Here is a 23481-nt window from a genome sequence, read left to right on the forward strand (position 1 = left end):
TGTACATATTTACTGATTTAAGGGGGAGATAACGATTAATCATTCTAACAAAAATAATATTGTAAATATCAATGCGAAAAACAACTATGAGTTCATCACTGTCCCCATATGGATTGATTGGGGAAAAACAAAGGACAATAAGATATTGAAAAAGCAAACAATGGCTATTGGACTTCGTGATAAGAATACAGGAATACATATTATACATCCAATCAGTAGCTTTATTCTTAGCTGGAGATGGAGGGCAAGTGAATATAATACAAAAAGAAAACATGCCACCAACATCGTTAAGTTTCTTAATTATTTGTCGCAAGAGAAAATGCATAAAATAAAAAGTCTGGCTGATCTTGATATAGAAACAGGAACTGATTACCTCAATAGTCTAACAAATGATTATAGAAAAAGAGACACCATTACAGATGCTGCAAGAACCTTAACTTCCTTTTATGTATGGCTTAGTCAAAATGACTGTTTGCCCAATGTAGGTGATAACTATATTGAGAGTAAAAAGAAAAAGAATCCTCACAATGATCGTACATATTATGAGTCTCTCTTTAATCCAACACTACCTCAGCGTACTAGATCAAATCGTAAGCATTTATTCCCAATTAAATATATTCCTTTATTAATAGAAATTAGTATATTAGTTGCTCACCCAATAGCATTAGGCCTTTATTTGCAAATTTTCGGGGGGGTGCGGGCCGGAGAAGTCGTTAATTTAAAACGAACTCAATTTAGAAAAAGACTTAATAGTGCTGACTTCTTGTTAAACATAAAAGAGCAACAGCTCAGGACTGATATAAAAGATAGCTCTGGTTCTAACTATGTTAAAAAAATCAGAAAACAACAAATCCTTCAAATTAAGGATTGGGGAAATATCATGTTTAAAGACCATGTTGAGTTTTATAAAGACAAAGACATAAATGGTACAGGAGCGTTGTTTATTAATAGAGATGGATTGCCTATGTCAGGGAAAAGCTATAGTCAGTATTTTTTTAAAGTTAAAGATAAATTCCTAAAATTTTTAATAGATTATGGAACTGTAGAAGATAAAGTCATAGCTACTGATTTACGTCTTGCTGATTGGGGGACGCATATTGGGCGTGGAACTTTTACAAATTTAATAGCGGAGGAAATCGAAAATCCCGCTGAATTGATGTTTCTTCGTGGTGATAGTCATTTATTATCCTGTCTCCCCTACTTAGAAAAAACAGAACGTGTTCGAAAGAAAGTTGAAGAAAGAATGAATCATATGCATACGGATTATATCCCCCGTCTTATCAATCGACAAAATGAAATTGAAGAGTAGGTGAAACAATTGCCTGAGAATCAAGATCAAGAAAAAATGTTATCGATTAAGGAAACTGCAGAATTTTTAGGAATGGGAGAAAGTACCTTATCAAAAAAACTACATTCATTTTCGGCAAAAGGAATTGTGAATGATAATAAGAGAGTTTGGATTCCTTTATCTTCAATACCAGAATTAAAAAAATCACTTAATTATAATGACGAATTTGACAAAGGAACATATTATTCTACTGCCGAAGTTGCAATAAAATTTAACGAAAATGGTCTTAAGGTAAAAAGAACTGATGTCAGTAATTGGATAAAAAAAAGAAAAGTAAAAACAATTATGCATATGGGTTACCGATATATTAATGAAAATGATTTAGACCAATTCATCGAAAATATTATAAGTGAACGAACTATTCCAGAAGGATTTTGTACTCTTGAAGAAGCAGCAAACATTTTAGAAATGCATCCTCAAACTATCAGAGATTGGGCTTTAAATGGAGACATTGAATCTATGCGTGTTATTGTAAATGATTACTGGCAAACACTTGTCAAAAGAGATTCATTGCAAGCAATTAAAAAGAAAAAGCGTATCAGTAGTCTTAAGAATTTTGCCCATGTTGATATTGCTTCATTATCCAAAAAAAATGAGACAAAAAATAACAATAAAAACCATAACCCCAATAATATAGAATCTTTAGAGGGATATCTTGATGTTAAGTTTGCATCCACAATACTTGGGATTAAAGCTAATTCTTTGGCAGTTTTCTTAAGAAATGGAAAATTCCCATCTGCTATTAAAGTAAAAAACAGATGGTATATCCCAATAGAAGATATTCAATCATATGAAAAAAAGATAAAAAACAGGAATAAAACCCCCTCAAAAGACACCAAAGAAATACCCCCACTTGATGGACATTTTACAACATCAGAAGTTTCTAATCGAATTAATTTAAGTATCTCTAGAGTTATCGGACTTATTAATCAAGGACTATTTCCTAATGCTATAAAAGCTAATAATAAGTGGTTTATTCCCAAAGAAGACATCTTAACTTTTCTATTAAATAAAAAGGTTGACCCGGGAATCTATTATTCATTGGATGGGTATCTAACGATAGCTGATGTGGTTAATCGATATAGTTTAAGCCATTCCCAAATTTTAATTCTAATAAAAAAAAATCTACTTCCAAATGCTATGAAAATTAATCAAGAATGGTTTATTCCTATAAAAGATATTTTATTTTACCAAGAAGAAATAACTCGACAAACGAAGCAAGATATTATGAAGAATCTATCATTAGACGGTCATTTGTCAGTTTCAGAAATAGTTAATCGCTTCAATTTAGGTCGTAACATAATCTACTATGATATTCATAATGGAGTATTTCCAAATGCTAAAAAAACTGGCGGGGAATGGTATATACCTGAAGAAGAACTCAACTATTATTTTGATAGGAAAAATAACCAGGCGCATGACAGTAATTTCATACCTCCTCAAGGATATTTAACTACGAAAGAAGTAGCAAAAAAGTTAGGTATTTCTGTTTCAAATGTTTTCGCTTTAAAAAACACAGGAAAATTTGATGGTATAAAAAAAATTAATAAATATTGGCTAATTCCAGAACCAAGTGTAGAAGATTATAAAAACCAAAAAGAAAAAAATCAAATTAGTATAACAAAGCCCGATATGATTAATGAACTAAAACAATATATCAATAACGTTCAAGATAAAAAACACCTTAAAGAAACAATTAGACTTTACTCTGATTTTTCAACAACGAGATTAAATGCAACAAATGGCAGAATCAATAATATCCGAAGAGTATTTAATCATCTTAAAAATCTCTTTTCTGAAATTATAAGCAATTTAGATACTGAAATTTACAAATTGCCAAATAAAGACATTGAAGCAGTAATGAAAAATAGATCCTATTCTAGTCCCATTAGAGAGTTATTCTTAAAATTTTTGAAAGATACGTTCTTAATTAAGGAGAAAAAGTTAGATATAGAATATGTTCTATCCAGGAAGGCTGTGAAAACTGATAAAGATATAGATTCAGAGAGATATTCTCCTGATGTTTATTATTTATTTGAGCTGCATTCCAAAGATATAGAAAAACATTTAGTCCCCGCTATTAACAGTAGACACTATGCAAATATGTGGGTCTTGACAGCAATGTTACTGACAAACGCTTGGAGGCCAAGCGATATAATCTTTGAAATGCCCCATATTGATATTGAGATTATCAATATATCGGAGCTTGATTGGTTTATAAAGAACCGATTATCTTTAGAGCAATGTCAGTTAGTAGTAAACCAGCTATATCTAAAACTTAATAATGCTGAGGTCAGTAAAACTAATGCTGATCTTCATTTCTTAGTGGCCCCTGATATGGTTAAATGCCTTGCTTATGCTTGCGTCATTTCTGAGCTGCATTGTCGAAAATTACATGATGATGAATTAAGTTTCGAAAAAGAAAGTTTATTATTAGGTTCATTTATTACCGGAATAACAGAAAATGCAGCAACTTCAGGTTCTAACACGCACAAAAAATTTTTTAAAGATGAGCCTAAATTAACCCCTTTTAGCAGCAAAAAGCTACACAACAGTACTATGACTTATTTATTTCTTGATATTTCAGAGGACGAAGATGAATCTGAATTAGCCCTTGAAGTAATAAAGTGGGCAAGATCTCATGAAGATATAAATGTTACCGCTGGATATATAAAACTTACGAATAGAGACGGTACTTTAGAGCGTGTTTCAATAAACTTATTTAAAAGGGGTCATTTTGGTTGGCTATATAACTTTATGGTACAACTTGCTCTTTCAGATACAGGCTCTCCCCAATCCCTTGAGGAAAGGACCCAAACTATAGAAGAATTAAAAAAGGAATATACACCGATACAACTTGAGGCGTGGGCTAAAACTTTATTAGATTACAAGAACCGGAAAGAGTCCATTGTTACGACACTATATAAAATGAGTACGGAACAATTAAAAAAAATTCTTATAAAAGTATACAAAGGGCAAATGCCATCCCGCGATGGGTGTGGTCAATGCTTGAGCTTTCCCAACTGCCACTTTCCAAACAGGAAACCCTGCATCGGATGTATTAATTTTATCCCTCAACTTCAACAGGTCTTGATTGAAGCCAAAGAAGAGTTTTATAGACTTATTGATTCTATTAAAAATTGCTATACCGATACAATTCTCAAAAGAGATTCAGTATTTCTATTTAATGTTTTGCTATTATTTAACGAGGCTGCGGAGACATTCGGAAACGATATTGTTGATGGATTTCTGTCATCCAAAGATAGAAAAAATGCGATATATAGTGTTGCAGATAAATTACAATTACCCGCAGTTAACAATTAGCATTTGGAGTTGAAAAAATTTGGAGTTAATAAGAAATATAGATAGCCGTGGAATAAGTAAAGTATACGTAAAAGAAAAGGTATTTTTTAATGAAAATGATTTGGAAAAATACATTGATATCTTCGAAGAACTAAAGGATGATGGATTCATTATTGCTTCATCATATGAAGATATAAAGTGGAGGCTTCCATGCACTTCAACCAATCAATATATCCCTTTAAAATTCGATATCGATATGTATAAAGAAATAAAACAAGCTTTAAAAATTTATTCTCTTATATTAATAGCAAAAGGAAAATCTGCTAGTTGGGTAAGAAATATTATAGAAATACTAAAAAAAGCTGTTTTAGTAACAAATGGCTTAAAACAAACCTTACAACTAGATAATTTTCTCCACAGCGAAAATAGATCGTATTTTGCCGCAAGAGCAGTACTAGGTTTTACTGATTTCTATTTTATTCCAAATGCAAATGAAATTAGAACAATATGTGAGGCTGTACAGTCAGAGGAACGTAGAAACAGAGAACTTCCACCATTCTTAGATATTTTCATTTTTGATGAAATCGTCAATGATTTCTTTAGAAAAGCGAGTACGGGAGAACTCCTTCGATATAAAGCGATTCAATTATGGTGGGCAATAACAAACATAATCCCTATGCGTCCGACTGATTTTTTAAAGTTGAAGAGTAATTGTGTTTGGAATGACGACAATGGTCGATATTGGATTACTCTTTCTCGTTCTAAAAAAGTAAAACAATCCGTTAGGGATACCCCTCCCCTGCAGACTATTCAGATTAATAAAGATATTTTCAATTTAGTTAATAACTTTAAACTACACTTATTTCAGATTGGGATAAAATCAGATTATCTTCTACCACAATCTTTATACCAAATTATTAACTGGGGAAAAGGTAGAAAAAAAAATGTAGTAGAAGATCGTTGGAGTATTGAACAGTTTAGTTCTCTTTTAAAGCACTTTCACCAAAAAATCATCAAAGATTTATATCAAGAAGATTATACCATGGAGCTCTTACCTTCACATACAAGACACTTGGCAATAACAAATTTATTCTTGCAAGGATTCAATATGCTATCAATTGCAAAAATGGCTGGTCATGATGAACTAAACTCACAAAGCAATTATTATAGTCACGCAGAAAACTTTATTGATTCATATGTATATACTCTCGTAAAATCCGGCCTTTCTAATAGAATCGGAAGTAAAATGGGCGATGGATTTATTGGTTGGAGACGTGAAACCATAGATAAAGGTAAAAGGTATTCATATGAGGAGGCTAAAGAACAATTCCTCAATGCTAAATATGGTTTTTGTAAAGATAAAGATAACTTTCCAATCAACTGTGGAAAAGATTGCCGACCTTGTTCCTTCTACATTTTTAAACCAAGCATAAACGAGTATGATAAAGGTATTAAATGGCTTGAAATGTATTCAGAAGATATTGGAACTGAAATTAAAAATGTAGTTCAAATAATGATTTCAACAAGTAAAGCATTATCTAGTTCATATCGCCCCGATTTAGATGAATCCTTAAAGTCAAGATCCCATCAATTACAACAATTAATGGATCATAAATCTATGGTGGAATATAAATTATTGGAGGATCATTTTAATGAGTAATAGAACTAATATGACACCAGTAGGCAAAAAACGTGGTCCAAAAGTAAAAGTTAGCGATGAGCAAATGAAAGAGCTTGCTTTAAAAGTCAAAAAAAAGTACAAACAACAACAACTAACTTATTTAATGCTCGAAAAAGATACAGGTATTGGACGTAATACTTGGAAAAGGAGAATAGAAGACTTTATTCATGAGTTAAATCGGCCAATATTAAGAGACTTTGGTTATACTGATAGTGATGAAATTTACTTCCCAAATATCGAAAGTATCTTTGAAGCATACGGAGATGATACACAAAAAATTATAAATGAACTGCATCATTTTGAGTTACTTTTTCAAGAATTATATGAGGAAAGAACCAACCTTAAAGAAAAGCTGGCCAGGCTAGAAAGTTTCAAGGATAAAATTGAAGAGTATACAATGGCAATATCTAATTTACAAAAAGAAGTCAAACACTATAAAACTTTATACGAGCAAATAGTCGTTTCAAGTACAGAAACTCATCTTAGGGATGAAATTGGTTTAAAAGATAATCTACTAGATTTCAATACCAATTTTAATAAAAACATTTCATTAAATAATCTTCAACATCATTTTCCTGAAATTCTGGAAGATGTTGTGGATAATGATGAAACTATTAGAGTTAAAAATATGGAAAAGTTAAAGAATCAATTTAATAACTTATTTAAAGAGTAAGAGGATTTAACTATTTGATAGAAATAAAATATTGCCCTTAATGATGTGTCATTATCCTTAGATTTTTTAATAAAAAAATGCTATTTTAAACCTAAATAAAAACATGTCTATGTTTCTATTTAGGTTTCTTTAATAAAATCAAAACTTTTTTCATAATCGTCCCACCAATTCAATATTTTTAAGAAAAGCGAGCGAAATATAACACCAAACCTAACAACTCTATATAAGGTTTCTCTATCATTTCTTATCAATCTTATAAGTCTCAAATATCTCCTTAGTTAATTTATATATAAGTTTGGTCTCTTCAATATTCCTTTCAACTAATAAATTCATTAACAACTCTATTACTTCTTTTTTACTAAAATGTTCTTCCGGATCTACATTATTAAAACTAAATACAGTTCGCGCATCTACTTCTAATCCTGATAAAATTTTCTCTAATGTCTCCAGAGTAATGTTTCTTTCACCTCGTTCAACACCTGCCAAATAGGAGGTTTGCAATCCAGACTTTTCTGATAATTCCTCTTGAGTTAATTTATGCATTTTTCTTATTTCACGAATGTTTATACCAACTAATTTTACTAAGTTTCCCATTTTCTCACCTCTACTTAAGAGTAGGTGAGAAAATAACCCTCATAAAGATACATATGATATAACTTCCATTGATTTTTGTACTTATAAGTACTATTATTTATTTTTAAATACTAATAATAAATTCATTCAAGAGGTGTATAGATATGCGGGATTTTTTACCATCAAATATAGTAATTGAAAATGTTCTTCAATTCAAAATGAGAGGGCGAGTTGCCTACCAAGGTTTCGTATCTTCTCAAGTTGCAATTAATTTTTCTTATTCAAAGCCATATAATGATCCTTCAGGAAAAGGGTATCAAAGACCAATCAATAAACGGAGAAGCATTGAGTTCGCAGATTACTTGTCTCAAGGAGAAGACTCTCTATATACTCCAATATTGTTAAACGCTGCAGGTAATTGGGAATTCCATGCTTACAATAAAGAACGCCCTTTGTTTGGTAGGCTAATATTAAAGAAAAAAGCTTCTCTTATGGATGGTCAACATAGATTGTCAGGAATAGAAGAATATGTAAAAAAAACTGATACAACCTTAAATGTTCCATTCTTGACTTTCCATTACTTAGATGAGGATGAAGAAATTAAGTTATTTGACATTATTAATACGAAAGCTAAAGGTATCGGTACCTCTCTGAGTAGATATCTTAATCGAAATAATGATGACATAAGTTGGGTTGCCACTAATTTAATCCTTAGACCTGAAAGTCCTTTTTTTAGCAAAGGAACGCTCATTGGTAAAAGAAATAAGGAAAAACATATAACCTTACAAAACCTTTATAACATTATACTTTTGCTCATAAAAAAATCCGACCTAGAAGACCTTTCTAAAGAAAAAATTCTGAGTATTGCTTTATTCTATTTTAATACTATAAAAGAAACACTCCCTAATGAATGGGAAGACTTTAAGTCTTATAGATTAACTCATATTATATCTTTAAATGCATTAGCAATTGCAGGTAATGAAATTATTAACGAAAATTTCTTATGCAAAAGCCAACAACCAAATTCAAGCAAAATACAATCCCTCCTCAAAAATTTAAAACAAATTGATTGGTCTTCTAATGGTGATTTAAGATATTTAAAAGGGGTCAGTGGTTCTAGATTTCTGGCACAAGATATTATCAATTGTATGAGTTAGTATTGAAGGAATGACATGTTAAAACTGTCGAATTAAGAATACTTTTCCCAATTATTGAATCTTAATTAAAGCATCTGTGATATTGTCACAGTTTGTTCAAAAGGAAATACCATTTTTAAATCGAATTATTATACCAAACGATAATAGGGGTTGATATAGATGAAATACTTTGTATTATATTACTCCACAGGCGATTGCGTTAAAGGTGAAATTTATTTAAAGGGGAAATCAAAAAGACATATGGAGGAGCGTATTGAACATTACTCAAACGGTGCCTTAAGTACAAGTAAGAATTCTTTAATAACTTCCAATCTTAGTTCAGCTTTTCTTAGAGAAATAGATTTAATAGAATATCCTCATCTAAAGAAGACAGATTTTGCTCAAATAAATGAATTCCGAAGTTGGAGCACTACTGATATTATAACTAAATGACTTATCTTAATTAAACTTTGGACTCTGATAATGTGGAGAAAACATAAAATCACAGCCCAAATAACATACGTTTTCGTAACATAAATAACAATTGAATTAACAACATAATTCAATAACAAGAAACTCGAGATATCCCAAGCTTCTTGTTATTGAATATGTTGTTCTTATTGAATTAAAGTACATCTTTTAGTTGAAGAAAACTCTGTAATTATACTAAGACAATTGCTTTTTTTTGTTATTCAATGCATCAATGAGTTTAGTCATGAATTCTGGATTATTTACAATAAGCAACATGATTTGTTTTCTTGCACGGGTAACAGATTGATAAAACATGCGTTCTGGATCATAGTGATTTTTTCCTCTCACAGCAAGACCTCCATCTTCACCATAGTAAAAAGTAGAGCCTACTAAAACAAGAACCTTATCAAACTCTTGCCCCAGAACACCATGCGCATTTAATCCTCTGTATAGTCTCATCTTTTCGATTAAATGCCCATTCCAATTTTCTCCTGTATAGTCGATAACTTGCCATCCTTCTATTTCCAAGCCTTCTGCAAATCCTCTAGCTCGATTAATATCATTAAAGTAGTGAATAGATATATTATCGGTATTATTGCAATACTTCATATGATTTAAGTTAAATAAACCTTTAATAAAAGCACCAAGCTCTTTATTTGTTCTAATCTTTTTACTTAATTTATATACTTCAATGTCTTCCAAGGTCATGAGTTTACGTTTATTATCGTAATTCCATTCTTGAAGAGAGAGAATTTGCCTTGGATCAATCGAGAAAATACAGAAGATATCATTTTCTATTACATATCTAATAAGATAATCAAGTTGTGAAGGTCTCATTCTTTGAGTCTCATCAACAAAAATAAGTTGTGGTTTTATTTGCTCAATCCTTTTACACTCTTTAATAGGAATGATGTTCCATTTATATTGTTGATTCAATATCAAATGCCCCGTATTCAAGGTTCCTGTGTGAATAATTACAATATCATGACTCTTATTGAATTCTTTTGCTAAATCGTAGAGCAATAATGTCTTTCCGGTTCCAGGCAGACCCTCTATAATTGTAAATGTTGCGGAACTACTTATTATAGCATCCTTAAACTCCTGTTGTTGCTTAGTCAAAAAGTAAGAACCACTATTGAACCTTTCACTGTCATTGAAGGGGGAGACTAGATAATCAGATGGATTAAATAAGTCATCTAAATTCGAATGGTGCTCCAACTTTTGACTAGTCAAAAGTTTTTCAAATACATCAAATTCTATTTGTTCAAAGTTTTCATCATCATCTAGTTGATAAAGACTGTTATGTTCTGCGACATAGGTAAATGACTTTATTTTCTTGCCTAATGAAGCTAAATAATATCTATTCTTAATAAGTTGTTCCTTTGCAGTATCTACTTTTAAGATAGATTTTATTTCGACGTTTAAGATATAGTTTTTTCCAAATCTAAGTAAATCAAATTCTTTGTCTATTTGAGGTATCTTGTAACCCAAATAAAAGTACCCAAAATATTTATTATCAATTGTTAAATTATCTATAAACTTTGAAATCTGTTCAATTTCATCTTTTCTTAAATCAAAATCGAAAAATCTCAGAAGTTCATTAAAAGTCTCTTTTGATAAAAAGTTATAACTGCTTACTAAAGAGTTTAAATCCATTGGTTTTTTCAAAAATCTCACCCGCACATTTTTTAATTTAATAAGTAAATATTACCATATAACTATATAATTAATAGTGCGGCTTATGTAATTTATACTAAAGTGTTGGAGAAGTACACTTTGTAGAACTCACTCTTGTGGATAATAAAAAAAGCTTTCCTGAAAGAGAAAGCTTTTCTTCAACTAAATAATTGATTTTCTTGCTCCTTGTTCAACTAAAGCCCCCGTTAAAATTGTAAAAAATATACAAGACAAATAAAAAAGAAAGTTGGTTTTGTTCCTTAACCAACTTTCTACTTTTTAGAGCGTTTCAATCGAAGTATGTGTGGTAGCACATGTTCTTCAAGAACATCGTCAATGGTGTAGCCTACCTTGCCTGGTACTCGTTGACCATCTTTCTCTTTTTCATCTTTAGGCACATGCCAATGCCAAGGATCAAACTTTTTTACTTCCTCGGGTGTATCATTTGGATGATAATGTGCGTGAAATTTTTGAAGTATGGTATCGTTGCCGGCATACCAATCATAATAATATTCCACCAAATCATTTTTATCGAAGATTTCTCTACATTGTAGATAACAAGTATCATCAAAAAATTTAATCTTTGCTAGTACTTCTCTACCCTTTTTATGATCTAATTGTCCTTGCGGTGTTTCAGAAAATGATACGCTATAAATTTGTTCATAACGTACTTCAAGGTTGCTAAAGATTGTTTTAGTTATTCCTAGCATTTTTGGCACTTTCCAACCTCACTTTATACGACAACCAAACCGAAGCATCTGTATCTTCTTCGGTTAATTCCAAAATAGTTTTATCGCCAAAAACTTCTTCGAAAGTTTTACCATCGTATTTTTCTTCTAATTCTTTTATTGAGTGCTCTAAATAAGTTATTTCATTTACTTCAGGTTCTTGGTTTTCAGCTTCCCAATTAGCTTTTAAAGTAGCAATTGTAAATCGTTTTCCGTTCGATAGAATAACTTCAGCATCTTCAGGTATTTTAGACCACTTACTTCCATCCTTTTCAACACCTTTAATTTTCCCATCACGTATCCAAGCATTAATTGTTTGTTGTGATACACCAATAAACTTAGCAACTTCACTTGTTGAGTATGTTACTGTACTTTCTTCTATAGACTCCGTTGAAATGTGTACTAATAACTGATTTAAATATTCAACAAGCTTCTCCCTATTAGATAAGTTAGCCTCATTCCATTCGTTTCGATACTGCTCAGCACCTTTTACTGTGAATAATAAGTGCTTAACCAATGTAGCAGTAACTATTAGGTCTGTCTCGACCATCTTTTTCGTATAATCGTGAGCAGCAGATCCAGTTAAAATCTCTCTTTCAATTACTGTAGGACGCATAATCATCTCACCTCTCACCTCCATTATACCGTTGGACTTTCAGTTCGTCAATAAACTGAAAGTAAACTGAAAGTACTTTTAAAGTTTATTGTTGACATTTTTCTATACAAATTATACAAGTCAACGCAAAAAAAGAACCTTCCTAGTACAGGAAGGTTCTTTTTCTTTTATTTTTCATTTTCACTGTTACTTATCATATTTAAATCAGAGCCATCCTGAGGTCCTTCTGGCTCGTCTAGGAAAGTGATCTCACTTTCCGTACTTTTGAATAGGAAGAGCTATCTTCTATCGTACTCTAGTGCATTCTTAACTTAAACTGCTCCATTAGTACAATAACTTCAACAAAATAGGGCACTTCTCCTTCTTAAAGGATAGCCCCGTTAGCCATCCATGAAGCAGAACTTCACCACAGAAAATGTAAGAAAATTGCGTTCTTACATGGTAGTTTAAGTAATAACATTCAAAATTTTTCAAAGAAATTCCATTCCATAGCTTACTCATCTTACTAACGCTACAAAACAAGCATATGTATTCTAGAAAATTTATTTTATATATTTATAAATCAGAGAGCCTAAAGAAAGAAACTTTGTGATCAGAGATTGAGCATTTTTCTAGATTCCTTCTATGACTTGCTATCTCACCTGCACTATAGTAACTCACATACCAGCGTGTATTTTTATGACACAGATTTGTCGTTATCTGTTGAAAATATGGTAAATCAACATCCGACAAGCTATGTCCCATAATAATAATCTCATTGTATTTATCAGGTGAGTTAAAAAAAGACTGATTTTTTGCAATCACAGAAGCTGTTGACTTGTGTGTAGTTGCATAATACTGCCTAATCAAATCATACGCCTCGTCAAGCCTAACATCTCCATAACCCAAATCCAAATCACTTGGTGGCTTTCCTACAGCATGACCAAGAATGATTTCAGAACCTTCATGAACAACTCTATTGTGTATATGAAGAACCTTCTCATCATCAATTCCATACAAGCTTTGTAAAGTTGCTGTATAGTTGAAATTCAAGTAATGAGAATCCTTAATCTCGGAAAAACATTTAGCAATCCCTTCACTCATTTTAGTTGGCATATCAATACTGCATATCCAATTAACAAATTGCGATATTAACTCATAGCTCATATTTGAAGTATCTTGTTCGATAAAATACTGAAATTCATGATGATACATGTCGCTCCAATTGTCATCTGCATACGAGACTAAACTGTCAGAGTAATAATCATACATTAATTGAACATCGATATTTGCCAGATTTGCTTCAAAATCCGACCATAAATCCTCTTGGAACATATTGAACATCTCCATCGTACTTAATATTTCTGTCCCAGTTTCCAAGAGGTAATTCCTGAAATTCCAGTAACTTGTTTTCATACCATGGTGAAGATCAAACCCATTTCCAATTATAAAAAGTCTTTTCATAATATACCTACTTTTCACACGTTAGTGGTACTTCTATTAACCACATGCTTAAAGCTCATTTCAATATAAATACATACTTATTTTAATTTCACTTAAGGTTTAACATTTGGTTTTTAAAAGTAGAATGGTCACTCCATTGTAAAACCTTAAAAACAACAGTTTCCCCTTGGTTTTTTGTTAAGTCAAAGGTAATAGAAAGGTCTTTCTCCAATAATTGAAAACACTTTTTTATCTGCTCACTTGGTTTTCCATCTTCATAGTGCAATGATTGATTCCTAGCTATGCGTATAACTTTACTTAGTGCCTGGGTCCCAACTAACTGAGAAGATGGCCATACTGAAGGATCCCCATAAGCATATGACAGTCCTTGTTTCGCTACTTGTAAAATCGATCCAGATAATTGATTGACACTTTCTTTTTGGATATCTAATTTTTCCTTAATGGCTTTAGTTTCTAGGCTGTCACTGTACCCCTTTGCTTTCATTCCATGGAAATGGTCGATATAACCATAAGGTAAGTTATCATATGGATCCCAATCTCCTAGAGATAGGTGCTGTTCGGCAACCAATACCTTACGAATTGCCTCACTTAACTGTTGATTGGTTTTTGTAATTTCTAATTTATAGTGTTGTATACTGTCGTAATAACTTCGTAATGCGAAATCAACACTTTCTAAGTAATCAATCATTTTCATAACCAGTTTCCCCTTAGCTTAAATAGTTATAATTACCATTTAGTTTTGATTATATTACTTATCCAATTATCCTTCTTACACTAAACTCCTCGTTAGTTTAATAACTTCAACAATAATAAGCGATAATCCTTCTTGGACTATCGCCCCCGTTAGTTAAACAAACTTTAGATTAAAAATTGAAGCCACTTATGTTTTGGTTCGTGTATTTCTAAAGCATTTCGAAGCCATTTTTTCTTCCTTTTATCAAGATAATCCTTTATGGCGATAAAGTCTTGATGGTCTTTTTCTCTCGTGGTTTTCGCCTTATATAAAAGTACAATTTCTGGATTTAGGTATGGAATACCTGTTTTAGTAATACTCCAAATAGAATTGAGTGGATAAGAAATCCTTAAATCTCTTCTAAATATCCAATCATTTTCTTTCGTTTCATTAAGAAGAATTTCTATTTTGTCACCGTTTAACATATTCGAAGCGTGTATTTCGTGAATTGGTAACTCTAAAAACTCATTTCCCCAAATATGGAACTTACCTTTAATAACCTTTTTAAACTCCCATTCTTTGAGATAATCCTTTAGATATAATTGGTCTTTTCGAAAAACAGCAAGCTCTATATCTTTATGCTCCCTTGTTTCTTTACCAATAAAAAGGTCAATTGCCCATCCTCCAGCAAAAAACCACGTTCTATCAAAGCCTGACATTAATGAATTAATACTCTGACATTCTTCAAATGACATATAAATCCCCCGAAGAAAAAATTTTCTAATATCTATTCTCTTTTTGAACTCTAATTTCCTTTGCATTCTTCAACTCTCCTGCTCCGTTAGTACAATATCTTCAACAAATATAAGCGATAATCCTTCTTGGATTATCGCTACCCGTTAGTAAAAAATAATATATTTTCACCATACAAATTTAATGATATGACCATTAACTTCAGTTGTTCCTATACAGACAACATTTTTCCTAATTTTTATCAATCGTCCAACGAAGTAAATGTTCTTTCATTTATTTATTTTGCCTCAAAGTCTAGGCGATTACTCACCTACCATACCGTCATTATCATTATCGCGCATATAGGGGTATAACCAATGATCGCTCGTTATTGGCATACTGAAACCTGCTTCTTTTGCTTCTTTAATCGTCACCTCTCCATTACCGTTTGTATCAACACTAGAAATGTCACCGTTAGAGTTTGAACTAGTCGAATAGGAAGACTCGCTGCCTGTTAAACCGATTGATGCGTTTACTTCATCAGGGTTCACATTGTCAAATGTATCAACTACCTCGCTACCCATTAAAGTATAGGTATATTGATAACTTGAAGGAATCTGAGTTTCCGTATTCGGATATGTGATAATTGCTTCAAAATTAGTAGCTCCACCTGCCTTGCGGATCACTTCCTCCATGTAAGCTTGATCACCATGTCGGTTGAGCGTACTATCTTGTGGGGTAATATTATAAGCATTCGATACCCCTCCGAGAGAATCAGCAATGATATGTCCTTCATCTAAAACGTCACTTTCAACACCAGGAACCTTTGCCTCATCAGAGTAGTATCTGCCAGATGATAATACAGGTTCATTAAGGTCATCTTGTATAATGATTTCGTCAGCAATAACACGTACTAGTTGCCCGTATTCATTAGTAAATGCCCAATATTCACGGTCCCCATAACCAATGTCAACGACGACGTTAGGTTCACGATATCCAGACAAATCACCACCATCAACTTTAATAAGTTTGTATCCTAAGAACAGTTCATTATTTGGTTGAGTTGATGTTTCCTCTACTACTGTTTCATCAACAACCTCAGTAATTGTTGCCTCTTTTTCACTATTTTTATTTGTATTAATTGTGGTTTCTTCTTGTGAATCTGTTTCTCCATCTGTAATGGATACATCTTCTACGTTGGTACAACCAACTATAAAGATGGTCGTTAAAAGTAAGATAAAATAGTTCATTTTCTTTTTCACTTTAGGACGCTCCTATAATAGTTTCATATTGTTTATTCTAATTTTATAAAGTACTTTGATACAAGTTCATAAGCCGTCAATTCTGTTAGTAAATTTATATCATAGGCACGAAGATCAAGTACTAATGAGGCTTCTTTTTAATTCCCTTTTGATAAATACTTGTTTTCAAATCCCTTTACGATTTCTTTTACTTTATCAATTATTATTGGTTCTACTGATATTGTAATAACATTATCTCCACACGCTATTTTATTACTTATTCAATTCTATCACTTAAATGATCCTTCCTGAAATATTATTTCCAAAAAATAGATAACGCTTTTCTTTTGATTTTCTTCTGAGATTCAAAAATTGCGGGAAATTGAGCATACATTATGTAATCTAACTTCAAACAAATCCAGTTAGAAGGTTTGAGATAAATCTATCAATTTCTACTTTGTTTGGATATTTTGCTTAGTATGGATTTAAGAAATTCACTCCGCAAAAATATGAAAATAAAAACAATTCAATCTATTTATCACGAGAATGTAATATAATAGAAGAAAAACAAAGTCCTATAGGGGTGAAAAAATTGAGTTGGGAAATAAAGGAGCATACAAAAGCAAAACACAAAATTTTAAAAAATTATTTAGGGGCATGGTTTCCAATAATGGCTTTTACGAATCCAAAAATTATATATATTGATGGTTTTGCAGGTCCTGGCCGTTATAAAAATGGAGAAGATGGATCACCAATATATGCTCTAAAAATAGCAAAAGAAATATATGAAGCTCATTTAAATAGACTTGAAAATAAAGAGTTCGTATTTTTCTTTATTGAGGCAAATAAATCTAACTATAAATCCCTCCAACATGAAATTAGCCAATTAAGTCTCCCCAAAAACTTTAAAATCATCACAAAAAACGAAGAATTTAGTGAAACAATGGAAAAACTTTTCTCTTTCTTTGACACAACAGGGAAAGGCTTAGCACCTACTTTTGCATTTATAGATCCATTCGGAACCAAGTACGTTCCTTTCGAGATAGTTAAAAAAATAATGTCATATACCAAATGTGAAGTTTTCTTTAATCATATGTACTCAGGAGTTTTAAGATCAAAAGATGTAACTGACCACACTCAACTTTATGGTACAGATAAGTGGAAATATTGCTTAAACAAACCTGAAAAGTTAACAGAACTATATGCTTTTCAACTTCAAGATCAAGCGGGCGTTTTATATACAAGGAGCTTTAACGTTAGGAATAGAAAGAATGCCCATATTTTCGATCTTATATATGCTACAAACAATACATTAGGTTTGGAAAAAATGAAAGAAGCCATGTGGAAAGCCGATCCATTAGGAAACTTTCAATTTAGAGATATCACAATACCTGGTCAAATAGTGTTATTTGAATTAGAACCCGATCTTTCATTATTAAAAAAGTTTTTATTAAATGAATTTAAAGGGAAACAAGTATCTATTTCAGAAATAGAAAATTTCGTCTTACTAAAAACTCCCTATTTAAAAGGTCACATAAAAAATAAAACTTTAGTTCCTATGCTTAAAGATGATTTGATTTCTGTGCTTAGACCAACTGGTAGCAAGTCTGGATTTAAGGAAGGTACATTAATAACTTTCCATTAAAAAGGAACATTTGTTCCATTCGGGTTATTATGGTATAATTTGGTGAAAAAGGTGGTGAAACTATAATGACTGGTAATTCAAGTATTGAGTGGACAGAAATTACTTGGAACCCTGTAACTGGTTGCAATAAAGTGTCCGATGGCTGCAAACACTGTTATGCTGAAAGAATGGCTAAACGATTGAAAGCGATGGGAAATCCTAGATACGAAAATGGATTTGAAGTTACTTTACATCCAGATTTAATAAATGCACCAAAAAAATGGAAATCTCCAAGAAAGATTTTTGTGAATTCTATGTCAGATTTATTTCACGAAAAAGTTCCTCTCGATTTTATTAAATCTGTATTTGAAACCATGAATGAAACACCTCATCATACATACCAAATTTTGACCAAAAGGCCCGAAAGAGTAGCACAATTATCTGAAAGCTTAAATTTCACTCCAAATATATGGATGGGGACCAGTATTGAAAGTATTAAAGTAATTAATAGACTTGATTCTTTAAAAAAGATACCTGCTCAAATAAGATTTTTATCTTGTGAGCCTTTACTTGGACCTCTTCAAAATCTTGAGTTAGATGATATACATTGGGTAATTGTTGGTGGTGAGTCAGGACCAGGAGCAAGACCCATGGATCCTAATTGGGTCCGTTCAATAAGAGACCAATGTCATAATCAAAATGTAGCCTTTTTCTTTAAACAATGGGGCGGAGTTCAAAAACATCGCTTTGGAAGAGAGTTAGACAATAAAACTTATGATGAATATCCAAATAAAGCCTTTGCAAAAATGTAAAGGTTTTCTGTTTTTTTCCGACAGGAGTCTATATAAAATATCGTAAAATATACAAATTTCTTTGAATTATGTACATAGGGTTACTCCAGGTTACATAAATATGTACAGTAATTTAAATGTGTACAACATTAAATCAACCCTTTTTCTATAATTATCAACTAATATGATAATTTTATTAAATATGTACACCATAATTTATAGCGATAAGACGGTGATACCATCGAATTATCAGATGGTAGCAAAGTTCGTCTAATCGGGGTCAACACGCCCGAATCTACAACTAGAACCGAGGAATATGGGAAGCAAGCAAGTAGTTACACTAAATCCATTTTAGAAGGAAAAAACGTTTGGCTTCAAAAAGATGTATCCGAGGCCGATCGATATGGACGCTTACTTAGAATTGTTTGGTTAGACATCCCGACAAATGATATGGATGACAAAGAAATCAGAACAAAAATGTTTAATGCTCACCTTGTCCTAAATGGTTATGCTGAGCCTTCAACTTACAATCCGGACGTGAAATACAGCGAGTACTTTGTGAAATATGCTCGTGAAGCTAGAGAAGCAAACACTGGATTATGGGCTTATGGAGAAAATGGAACTACAAAGGGTGACTTAGATCCGAAAACGACTGCCTCCATCAACTCAAGCTCTAGCACGTCAAAATCTAGTACCAGTTCCAGCAGCAATAGCAATTCGAATAACGAAAGCTCTAATAACACTTCCTCTTCTGGCACAAGTGAATTTTTCCAGAATTGTACGGAGTTACGTACGAAATATCCAAATGGCGTACCATCCGATCATCCAGCTTATCAAGCCAAGATGGACAGAGACAAAGACAACTACGCTTGCGAACGATAAAAAATGGTCTGCAAAACTTGATTTCCATAAGGCAAAAAGAAAGGCTGTTAGTATGTTCACCCATACTAACAGCCTTCTTTTTTATAGGTTCTTTTCTCAAATAAAAAAATAAATTAACCTGTTTTTTCAATGAGAAAAGAGCAAGTCTTTCTCAAATCCTCTATTAATCATCCTTTTCCAATCATCTTGATTACTACCTCACGCCAACCGTGAGCATGATGTTTGCAAAAGTCCGAGTTTCTCCTGTATTAATACCAAGAATAATATTTTTAGCTTGAGCAGCTTCATAAAACTCATAACGACCTAACTTTTGCAATTCATTAATATCTAGTATACGAAGGAATTCTTTATATATCTCAGGTTCTGCTCCACTCTCTGGATCCATTACTTCCGCCTTTTCGAAATTCATCGCACTGTTTAACGATTTTAGAACGTCCGTTACAGTCGGTAAATCCGGGCTCAAACCTAGAAAAACCTTCGCTGTATTCTCGTTTGTTGCTGAATTTAGAGGGTAATTCCCATCTGCTATTAAAATCTTGTCTCCATGTCCACATGAAGCAATTACTTCTAATATTTTTGGATGTATGCAATCGATGGTTAACACGACAATATTCCTCCTCTTAAATGAAAATCGCGCTTATAGTAATCATTTACTATTAGACGATAAAACGTTTTTACACTGGTGTCAATCAAACTTTTTAAAATATACTGAAAAAAGTAATCGTTTGCTTTTTCCTTATTAAAAAAACAAAAAGAGCCCTAATAGGACTCCTTACCTTTCTGCATTCGAAGAAAAATATTCGTAATCACCTTCGAAACGATGAATAGGCCCACATAAAATAAGAATAGATAAAAATAATTCCATCCCTTATACATATGAAAAAGGTCATTTGCGACGAGAATAGGTTTCATGATAAAAGCAAGGACCGCTGACAACAGAAATGAATAGAGATAGTAGTTCCTGTTCCTATTAAGAGTCCATTGATATACCAAAATATAGCAGACTGGAACTAATGATGCATCTAAGGCGAAGCTAGGAAGGACGGGCAAAATTTCATAAGGATATTCGCAATACCCCATGCGAATGGCAATGGAATTCGTGTATGCAAACCAAATATGATAATTTAATCCGTAAAAGCCTAATAGCAACATTTTATCCCGATCAATTTTCCACCACAATATAATTAACGGAATGACCAACATTAAGATCACTACCCAAAATTTCAGGTCATTAAAACTTGAAAATTCCTTCCAATATTCCGTGCTTAATTTTGAAAGACTTGCATTCATATCCCGCATTTTTTCTAATAGTTCTAGTTGTTTTTCACTCACTAAACTCACACCTTTTGTTTAATCCTGTACCCCCTATTTTGTCTTTAATTGAAAAGTTTATCCAAATTAAAAAAAGCCAACACGAATGTTGACTTTTTTCTAAACTATTCTATTCATAAAAAGTAGTGAAAGCTTCAATCGGCAAACGTGATGTACCGAATGCTGGAGCAAGCGCTTTTCCTAGTGCAATTAATGTAATAGGGAAAACATTTTCTGGGAGCTCAAAACGTTCTGCAAATTTCTCCTTGTCAAAGCCACCCATTGTAACCGTATCGTAGCCACGGTCTTTTGCAAGCAACGCGAATTGCATCGCAAATGCACCAGCATCATAAGCAGCACCTTGTTTACGTTTTTCAATTGGCATAGATGGGTAATAGGATAATGTTCTTTCAATCGAGAGGTTCGCAATTTCTTGTGAAACATGGCCTTCCTCTACATTTTGATTGAAGATTCTCTCGACATTTTTGTGTGCTTCAGTATCACCTAAAATGGCAATAATAGCAGACGATTCTTCAATTTGTGCTTGATTGTTTCCGATTGCACGTAGTTCTTTTTGCAACTCTTTATTTTGAATCACGATTACACGCCATGGTTGTAAATTATTTCCTGATGGAGCTCTTGAAGCAAGGCTTAATAAATTTTCAATTTCCTCTTTTGGAATCGTAAAGTTCGGGTCATAAACACGAACAGCTTTACGTTGTTGTACAATTTGCTCAAGATGTGACATAGAGATTCCTCCTAAACTTACTAAAAGTTAGTTTCTTACGATAACTTATCATTCGTAAGTTAATTAGTCAAGAAAAATGGTATAATGGGATTATCATGTCGATGGGAGGATGATGGATGACAACATCTCCAAACAGTGGTCAACCGCAACCTCGTTGTGGAGCCCCTAACAGTATCTGTATCAATTACCAAAAAACAATTGAATTTATTGGCCAAAAATGGGTTGGGATTATCATCTTTTCTTTGCTCGATGGACCAAAAAGATATTACGAATTGATGGAAATGATTGAAGGAATTTCAGACAGGCTCCTTGCTGAGAGATTAAATGAGTTAGTAAAAGAAGGACTTGTAAAAAAGATCTACTTAGAAGGTTCCTTAAAAAAAGTACAATATGAATTAACACCACGAGGAGAAGGTTTGAAGGATATTATTTTTGCTATCCGCAATTGGGTCGAGCAGAAAGCTCAGGTAGAGAAAGAGTGAGGTTAGTGGCTGCCGAATGTGGCAGCCGTTTTTTTGAATTCCTATTAATTAGGACTCTTCTCTATTAACCATTGATCACTTTCATACCAGACAAAATCGTTTTCGCATCACTATTCAGATAGGCAACAGCTTCTTCTTTTAAAAATAACTGCGCATGATCTCTTAATACAACTTTGATTCCTCGTAAATCAAATTGATATGCGTATGCATTGATTGAATTGATGACGGCTAAATCTGCTCTGGAAATGGGCAGTACTCCAGACTTTACTTGCTCCGATAAAAACTTAAGGATTTCGCGGGCATTACTCTTTAAATAAAGCCTTTTTGCCTCTAAAACCTCTAGATTTTCTTCAATAAACTTACTAGCTCTAACATAATCGAATTCGTCTACACTACGATTAATTTTTTCAATCAGATCTTCGACCTTCATCCGTTCTTCACATCCTACCTTCATCTGAACTCTCATAATTCTATAAATAACTATAAACAATTGTGAAGAAACTTGTAAACAGCATTCGTCGATTTTTGTCGAAAAAAGAGAGCATAGTTTTCGACGCAATGGGTAATTTGGCGTAGTTTTGACCATAATAGGTGATGCTAATTTAATTCAACACCTAAGGAGGACAAAAAATGACGCATGAACGGGTGAAGAAACCTTTTTATAAAAGATGGTGGGTTTGGCTACTAGCTCTTATTGTCATTATTGCTTTAACACAATGTGGCGATGACGAAACGATTGAACCGGCTAATGAAACGAAAACAGAAGATACAACCTTGAGCAATCAGACCGAGGAACAAGACGAGGCAACAAATGAGACCTCCGATGAAGAGGAACAGCAAGTTGAGGAAGAGGACGAAGACACACAAATCAAGGCTGGTACTTATAAAATAGGAACGGACCTTCCGGCTGGGGAGTACCTCGTATTTGCCGATTCGACTGCGTATATCGAAAGTGCTTCCGATAGCACCGGAGAATTAGATAGCATCCTATTTAATGATAATTTACCGAATGGGGCTCATTCCTATGTGACCTTAAATGAAGGAGAATATTTCAAATTACAGGGTGGCCATATGTATCCAGTGGATTCTGCTCCATCTGTCGTTCCTGATGATGGCTTATATGAGAATGGCATGTACAAGGTAGGACAGGATATTCCTGCAGGTGAATACAAGGTTATTTTAGACAGCACGGTAGGAATGGGTTATTTAGAAGTGGCAAAAGACAGCCGCCATCAAATCGATAGCATCGTCACCAATGAAAATGTCCAAGCAGACATGTACATCACCATCAGCGAAGGGCAATACATCAAACTCCAAGATGTTAAGATTCAAAAATGAACAAGTCCCA

General features: G+C 32.8%; 23 protein-coding genes. 11 read left to right on the top strand and 12 right to left on the bottom strand.

The window, feature by feature from the left end; translation table 11 throughout:
- The first annotated feature begins 145 nt into the window (after window positions 1–145).
- The 4 genes from FA727_RS21635 to FA727_RS21650 are packed head-to-tail and all read left to right on the top strand — an operon-like array spanning window position 146 to window position 7005.
- Window positions 146–1309, top strand: a complete 1164-nt coding sequence (locus FA727_RS21635) for a site-specific integrase (protein ID WP_246042010.1) — start codon at window positions 146–148, stop codon at window positions 1307–1309.
- A gap of 9 nt (window positions 1310–1318) precedes the next feature.
- The gene (locus FA727_RS21640) at window positions 1319–4672 is read left to right on the top strand and encodes a helix-turn-helix domain-containing protein (protein WP_136833568.1); all 3354 of its coding nucleotides are present in this window, start codon (window positions 1319–1321) and stop codon (window positions 4670–4672) included.
- Between the two features lie 19 nt (window positions 4673–4691).
- Window positions 4692–6311 (top strand): site-specific integrase, encoded by a 1620-nt coding sequence (locus tag FA727_RS21645; protein WP_136833569.1) that lies wholly within the window; start codon window positions 4692–4694, stop codon window positions 6309–6311.
- On the top strand, window positions 6304–7005 hold the full coding sequence (locus FA727_RS21650) for a hypothetical protein (protein WP_136833570.1): 702 nt from the start codon (window positions 6304–6306) through the stop codon (window positions 7003–7005). The genes FA727_RS21645 and FA727_RS21650 overlap by 8 nt, the downstream gene beginning before the upstream one ends.
- Window positions 7006–7242: 237 nt before the next feature.
- Here FA727_RS21650 and FA727_RS21655 read toward each other — a convergent pair whose 3' ends face one another.
- The gene (locus tag FA727_RS21655; RefSeq protein WP_136833571.1) at window positions 7243–7599 is read right to left on the bottom strand and encodes a helix-turn-helix domain-containing protein; all 357 of its coding nucleotides are present in this window, start codon (window positions 7597–7599) and stop codon (window positions 7243–7245) included.
- A 143-nt stretch (window positions 7600–7742) separates the two neighbouring features.
- Between FA727_RS21655 and FA727_RS21660 the strand changes: the two genes are divergently transcribed.
- Complete coding sequence (locus FA727_RS21660; protein WP_136833572.1) at window positions 7743–8735, top strand: DGQHR domain-containing protein; 993 nt, start codon at window positions 7743–7745, stop codon at window positions 8733–8735.
- A 159-nt stretch (window positions 8736–8894) separates the two neighbouring features.
- Window positions 8895–9167, top strand: a complete 273-nt coding sequence (locus tag FA727_RS21665) for a hypothetical protein (RefSeq protein ID WP_136833573.1) — start codon at window positions 8895–8897, stop codon at window positions 9165–9167.
- A gap of 213 nt (window positions 9168–9380) precedes the next feature.
- Here the strand turns inward: FA727_RS21665 and FA727_RS21670 are convergent, their stop codons facing one another.
- From FA727_RS21670 to FA727_RS21700, 7 genes are all read right to left on the bottom strand, one after another.
- Window positions 9381–10862, bottom strand: a complete 1482-nt coding sequence (locus FA727_RS21670) for an ATP-binding protein (protein ID WP_246042011.1) — start codon at window positions 10860–10862, stop codon at window positions 9381–9383.
- A 272-nt stretch (window positions 10863–11134) separates the two neighbouring features.
- A complete protein-coding gene (locus FA727_RS21675) occupies window positions 11135–11581 on the bottom strand; it encodes a hypothetical protein (RefSeq protein WP_136833575.1) in 447 nt (148 codons plus the stop codon).
- Window positions 11556–12206, bottom strand: a complete 651-nt coding sequence (locus tag FA727_RS21680; protein WP_158318946.1) for a helix-turn-helix domain-containing protein — start codon at window positions 12204–12206, stop codon at window positions 11556–11558. Before FA727_RS21680 ends, FA727_RS21675 begins: the two co-directional genes overlap by 26 nt.
- Window positions 12207–12761: 555 nt before the next feature.
- A complete protein-coding gene (locus tag FA727_RS21685) occupies window positions 12762–13649 on the bottom strand; it encodes a bacteriophage abortive infection AbiH family protein (RefSeq protein WP_281280937.1) in 888 nt (295 codons plus the stop codon).
- Window positions 13650–13737: 88 nt separating this feature from the next.
- Complete coding sequence (locus FA727_RS21690; protein WP_136833578.1) at window positions 13738–14343, bottom strand: hypothetical protein; 606 nt, start codon at window positions 14341–14343, stop codon at window positions 13738–13740.
- 164 nt (window positions 14344–14507) lie between these two features.
- Complete coding sequence (locus FA727_RS21695) at window positions 14508–15077, bottom strand: nucleotidyltransferase domain-containing protein (protein WP_136833579.1); 570 nt, start codon at window positions 15075–15077, stop codon at window positions 14508–14510.
- 300 nt (window positions 15078–15377) lie between these two features.
- Window positions 15378–16316, bottom strand: coding sequence for a DNA/RNA non-specific endonuclease (locus FA727_RS21700; protein WP_194138557.1), 939 nt, complete (start codon window positions 16314–16316; stop codon window positions 15378–15380).
- Window positions 16317–16887: 571 nt separating this feature from the next.
- Here FA727_RS21700 and FA727_RS21705 point away from each other — a divergent pair.
- The 3 genes from FA727_RS21705 (at window position 16888) to FA727_RS21715 (ending at window position 19592) form a co-directional block, all read left to right on the top strand.
- Window positions 16888–17940: a three-Cys-motif partner protein TcmP gene (locus tag FA727_RS21705; RefSeq protein WP_158318948.1), complete on the top strand. Its 1053-nt coding sequence runs from the start codon at window positions 16888–16890 to the stop codon at window positions 17938–17940.
- Window positions 17941–18005: 65 nt separating this feature from the next.
- Complete coding sequence (locus FA727_RS21710) at window positions 18006–18731, top strand: DUF5131 family protein (protein ID WP_136833581.1); 726 nt, start codon at window positions 18006–18008, stop codon at window positions 18729–18731.
- Window positions 18732–18983: 252 nt separating this feature from the next.
- Window positions 18984–19592: a thermonuclease family protein gene (locus FA727_RS21715; RefSeq protein ID WP_246042016.1), complete on the top strand. Its 609-nt coding sequence runs from the start codon at window positions 18984–18986 to the stop codon at window positions 19590–19592.
- Between the two features lie 193 nt (window positions 19593–19785).
- Here the strand turns inward: FA727_RS21715 and FA727_RS21720 are convergent, their stop codons facing one another.
- The 3 genes from FA727_RS21720 to FA727_RS21730 all read right to left on the bottom strand — a co-directional run bounded on the left by FA727_RS21720 (window position 19786) and on the right by FA727_RS21730 (window position 21651).
- On the bottom strand, window positions 19786–20196 hold the full coding sequence (locus FA727_RS21720; RefSeq protein ID WP_136833583.1) for an RbsD/FucU family protein: 411 nt from the start codon (window positions 20194–20196) through the stop codon (window positions 19786–19788).
- 155 nt (window positions 20197–20351) lie between these two features.
- Complete coding sequence (locus FA727_RS21725) at window positions 20352–20924, bottom strand: CBO0543 family protein (protein WP_136833584.1); 573 nt, start codon at window positions 20922–20924, stop codon at window positions 20352–20354.
- A gap of 109 nt (window positions 20925–21033) precedes the next feature.
- Window positions 21034–21651, bottom strand: a complete 618-nt coding sequence (locus FA727_RS21730) for a nitroreductase family protein (protein WP_136833585.1) — start codon at window positions 21649–21651, stop codon at window positions 21034–21036.
- A 116-nt stretch (window positions 21652–21767) separates the two neighbouring features.
- Here FA727_RS21730 and FA727_RS21735 point away from each other — a divergent pair, with 116 nt between their 5' ends.
- A complete protein-coding gene (locus FA727_RS21735) occupies window positions 21768–22133 on the top strand; it encodes a winged helix-turn-helix transcriptional regulator (RefSeq protein WP_136833586.1) in 366 nt (121 codons plus the stop codon).
- A gap of 64 nt (window positions 22134–22197) precedes the next feature.
- Here FA727_RS21735 and FA727_RS21740 read toward each other — a convergent pair whose 3' ends face one another.
- Window positions 22198–22587: a hypothetical protein gene (locus FA727_RS21740; protein WP_246042012.1), complete on the bottom strand. Its 390-nt coding sequence runs from the start codon at window positions 22585–22587 to the stop codon at window positions 22198–22200.
- A 176-nt stretch (window positions 22588–22763) separates the two neighbouring features.
- Between FA727_RS21740 and FA727_RS21745 the strand changes: the two genes are divergently transcribed.
- The gene (locus FA727_RS21745) at window positions 22764–23471 is read left to right on the top strand and encodes an Rv1352/Rv1906c domain-containing protein (protein WP_136833587.1); all 708 of its coding nucleotides are present in this window, start codon (window positions 22764–22766) and stop codon (window positions 23469–23471) included.
- The last annotated feature ends 10 nt before the right edge of the window (window positions 23472–23481 follow it).

This window comes from Robertmurraya kyonggiensis (assembly GCF_005116465.1).
Taxonomy (GTDB): Bacteria; Bacillota; Bacilli; order Bacillales; family Cytobacillaceae; genus Robertmurraya; species Robertmurraya kyonggiensis.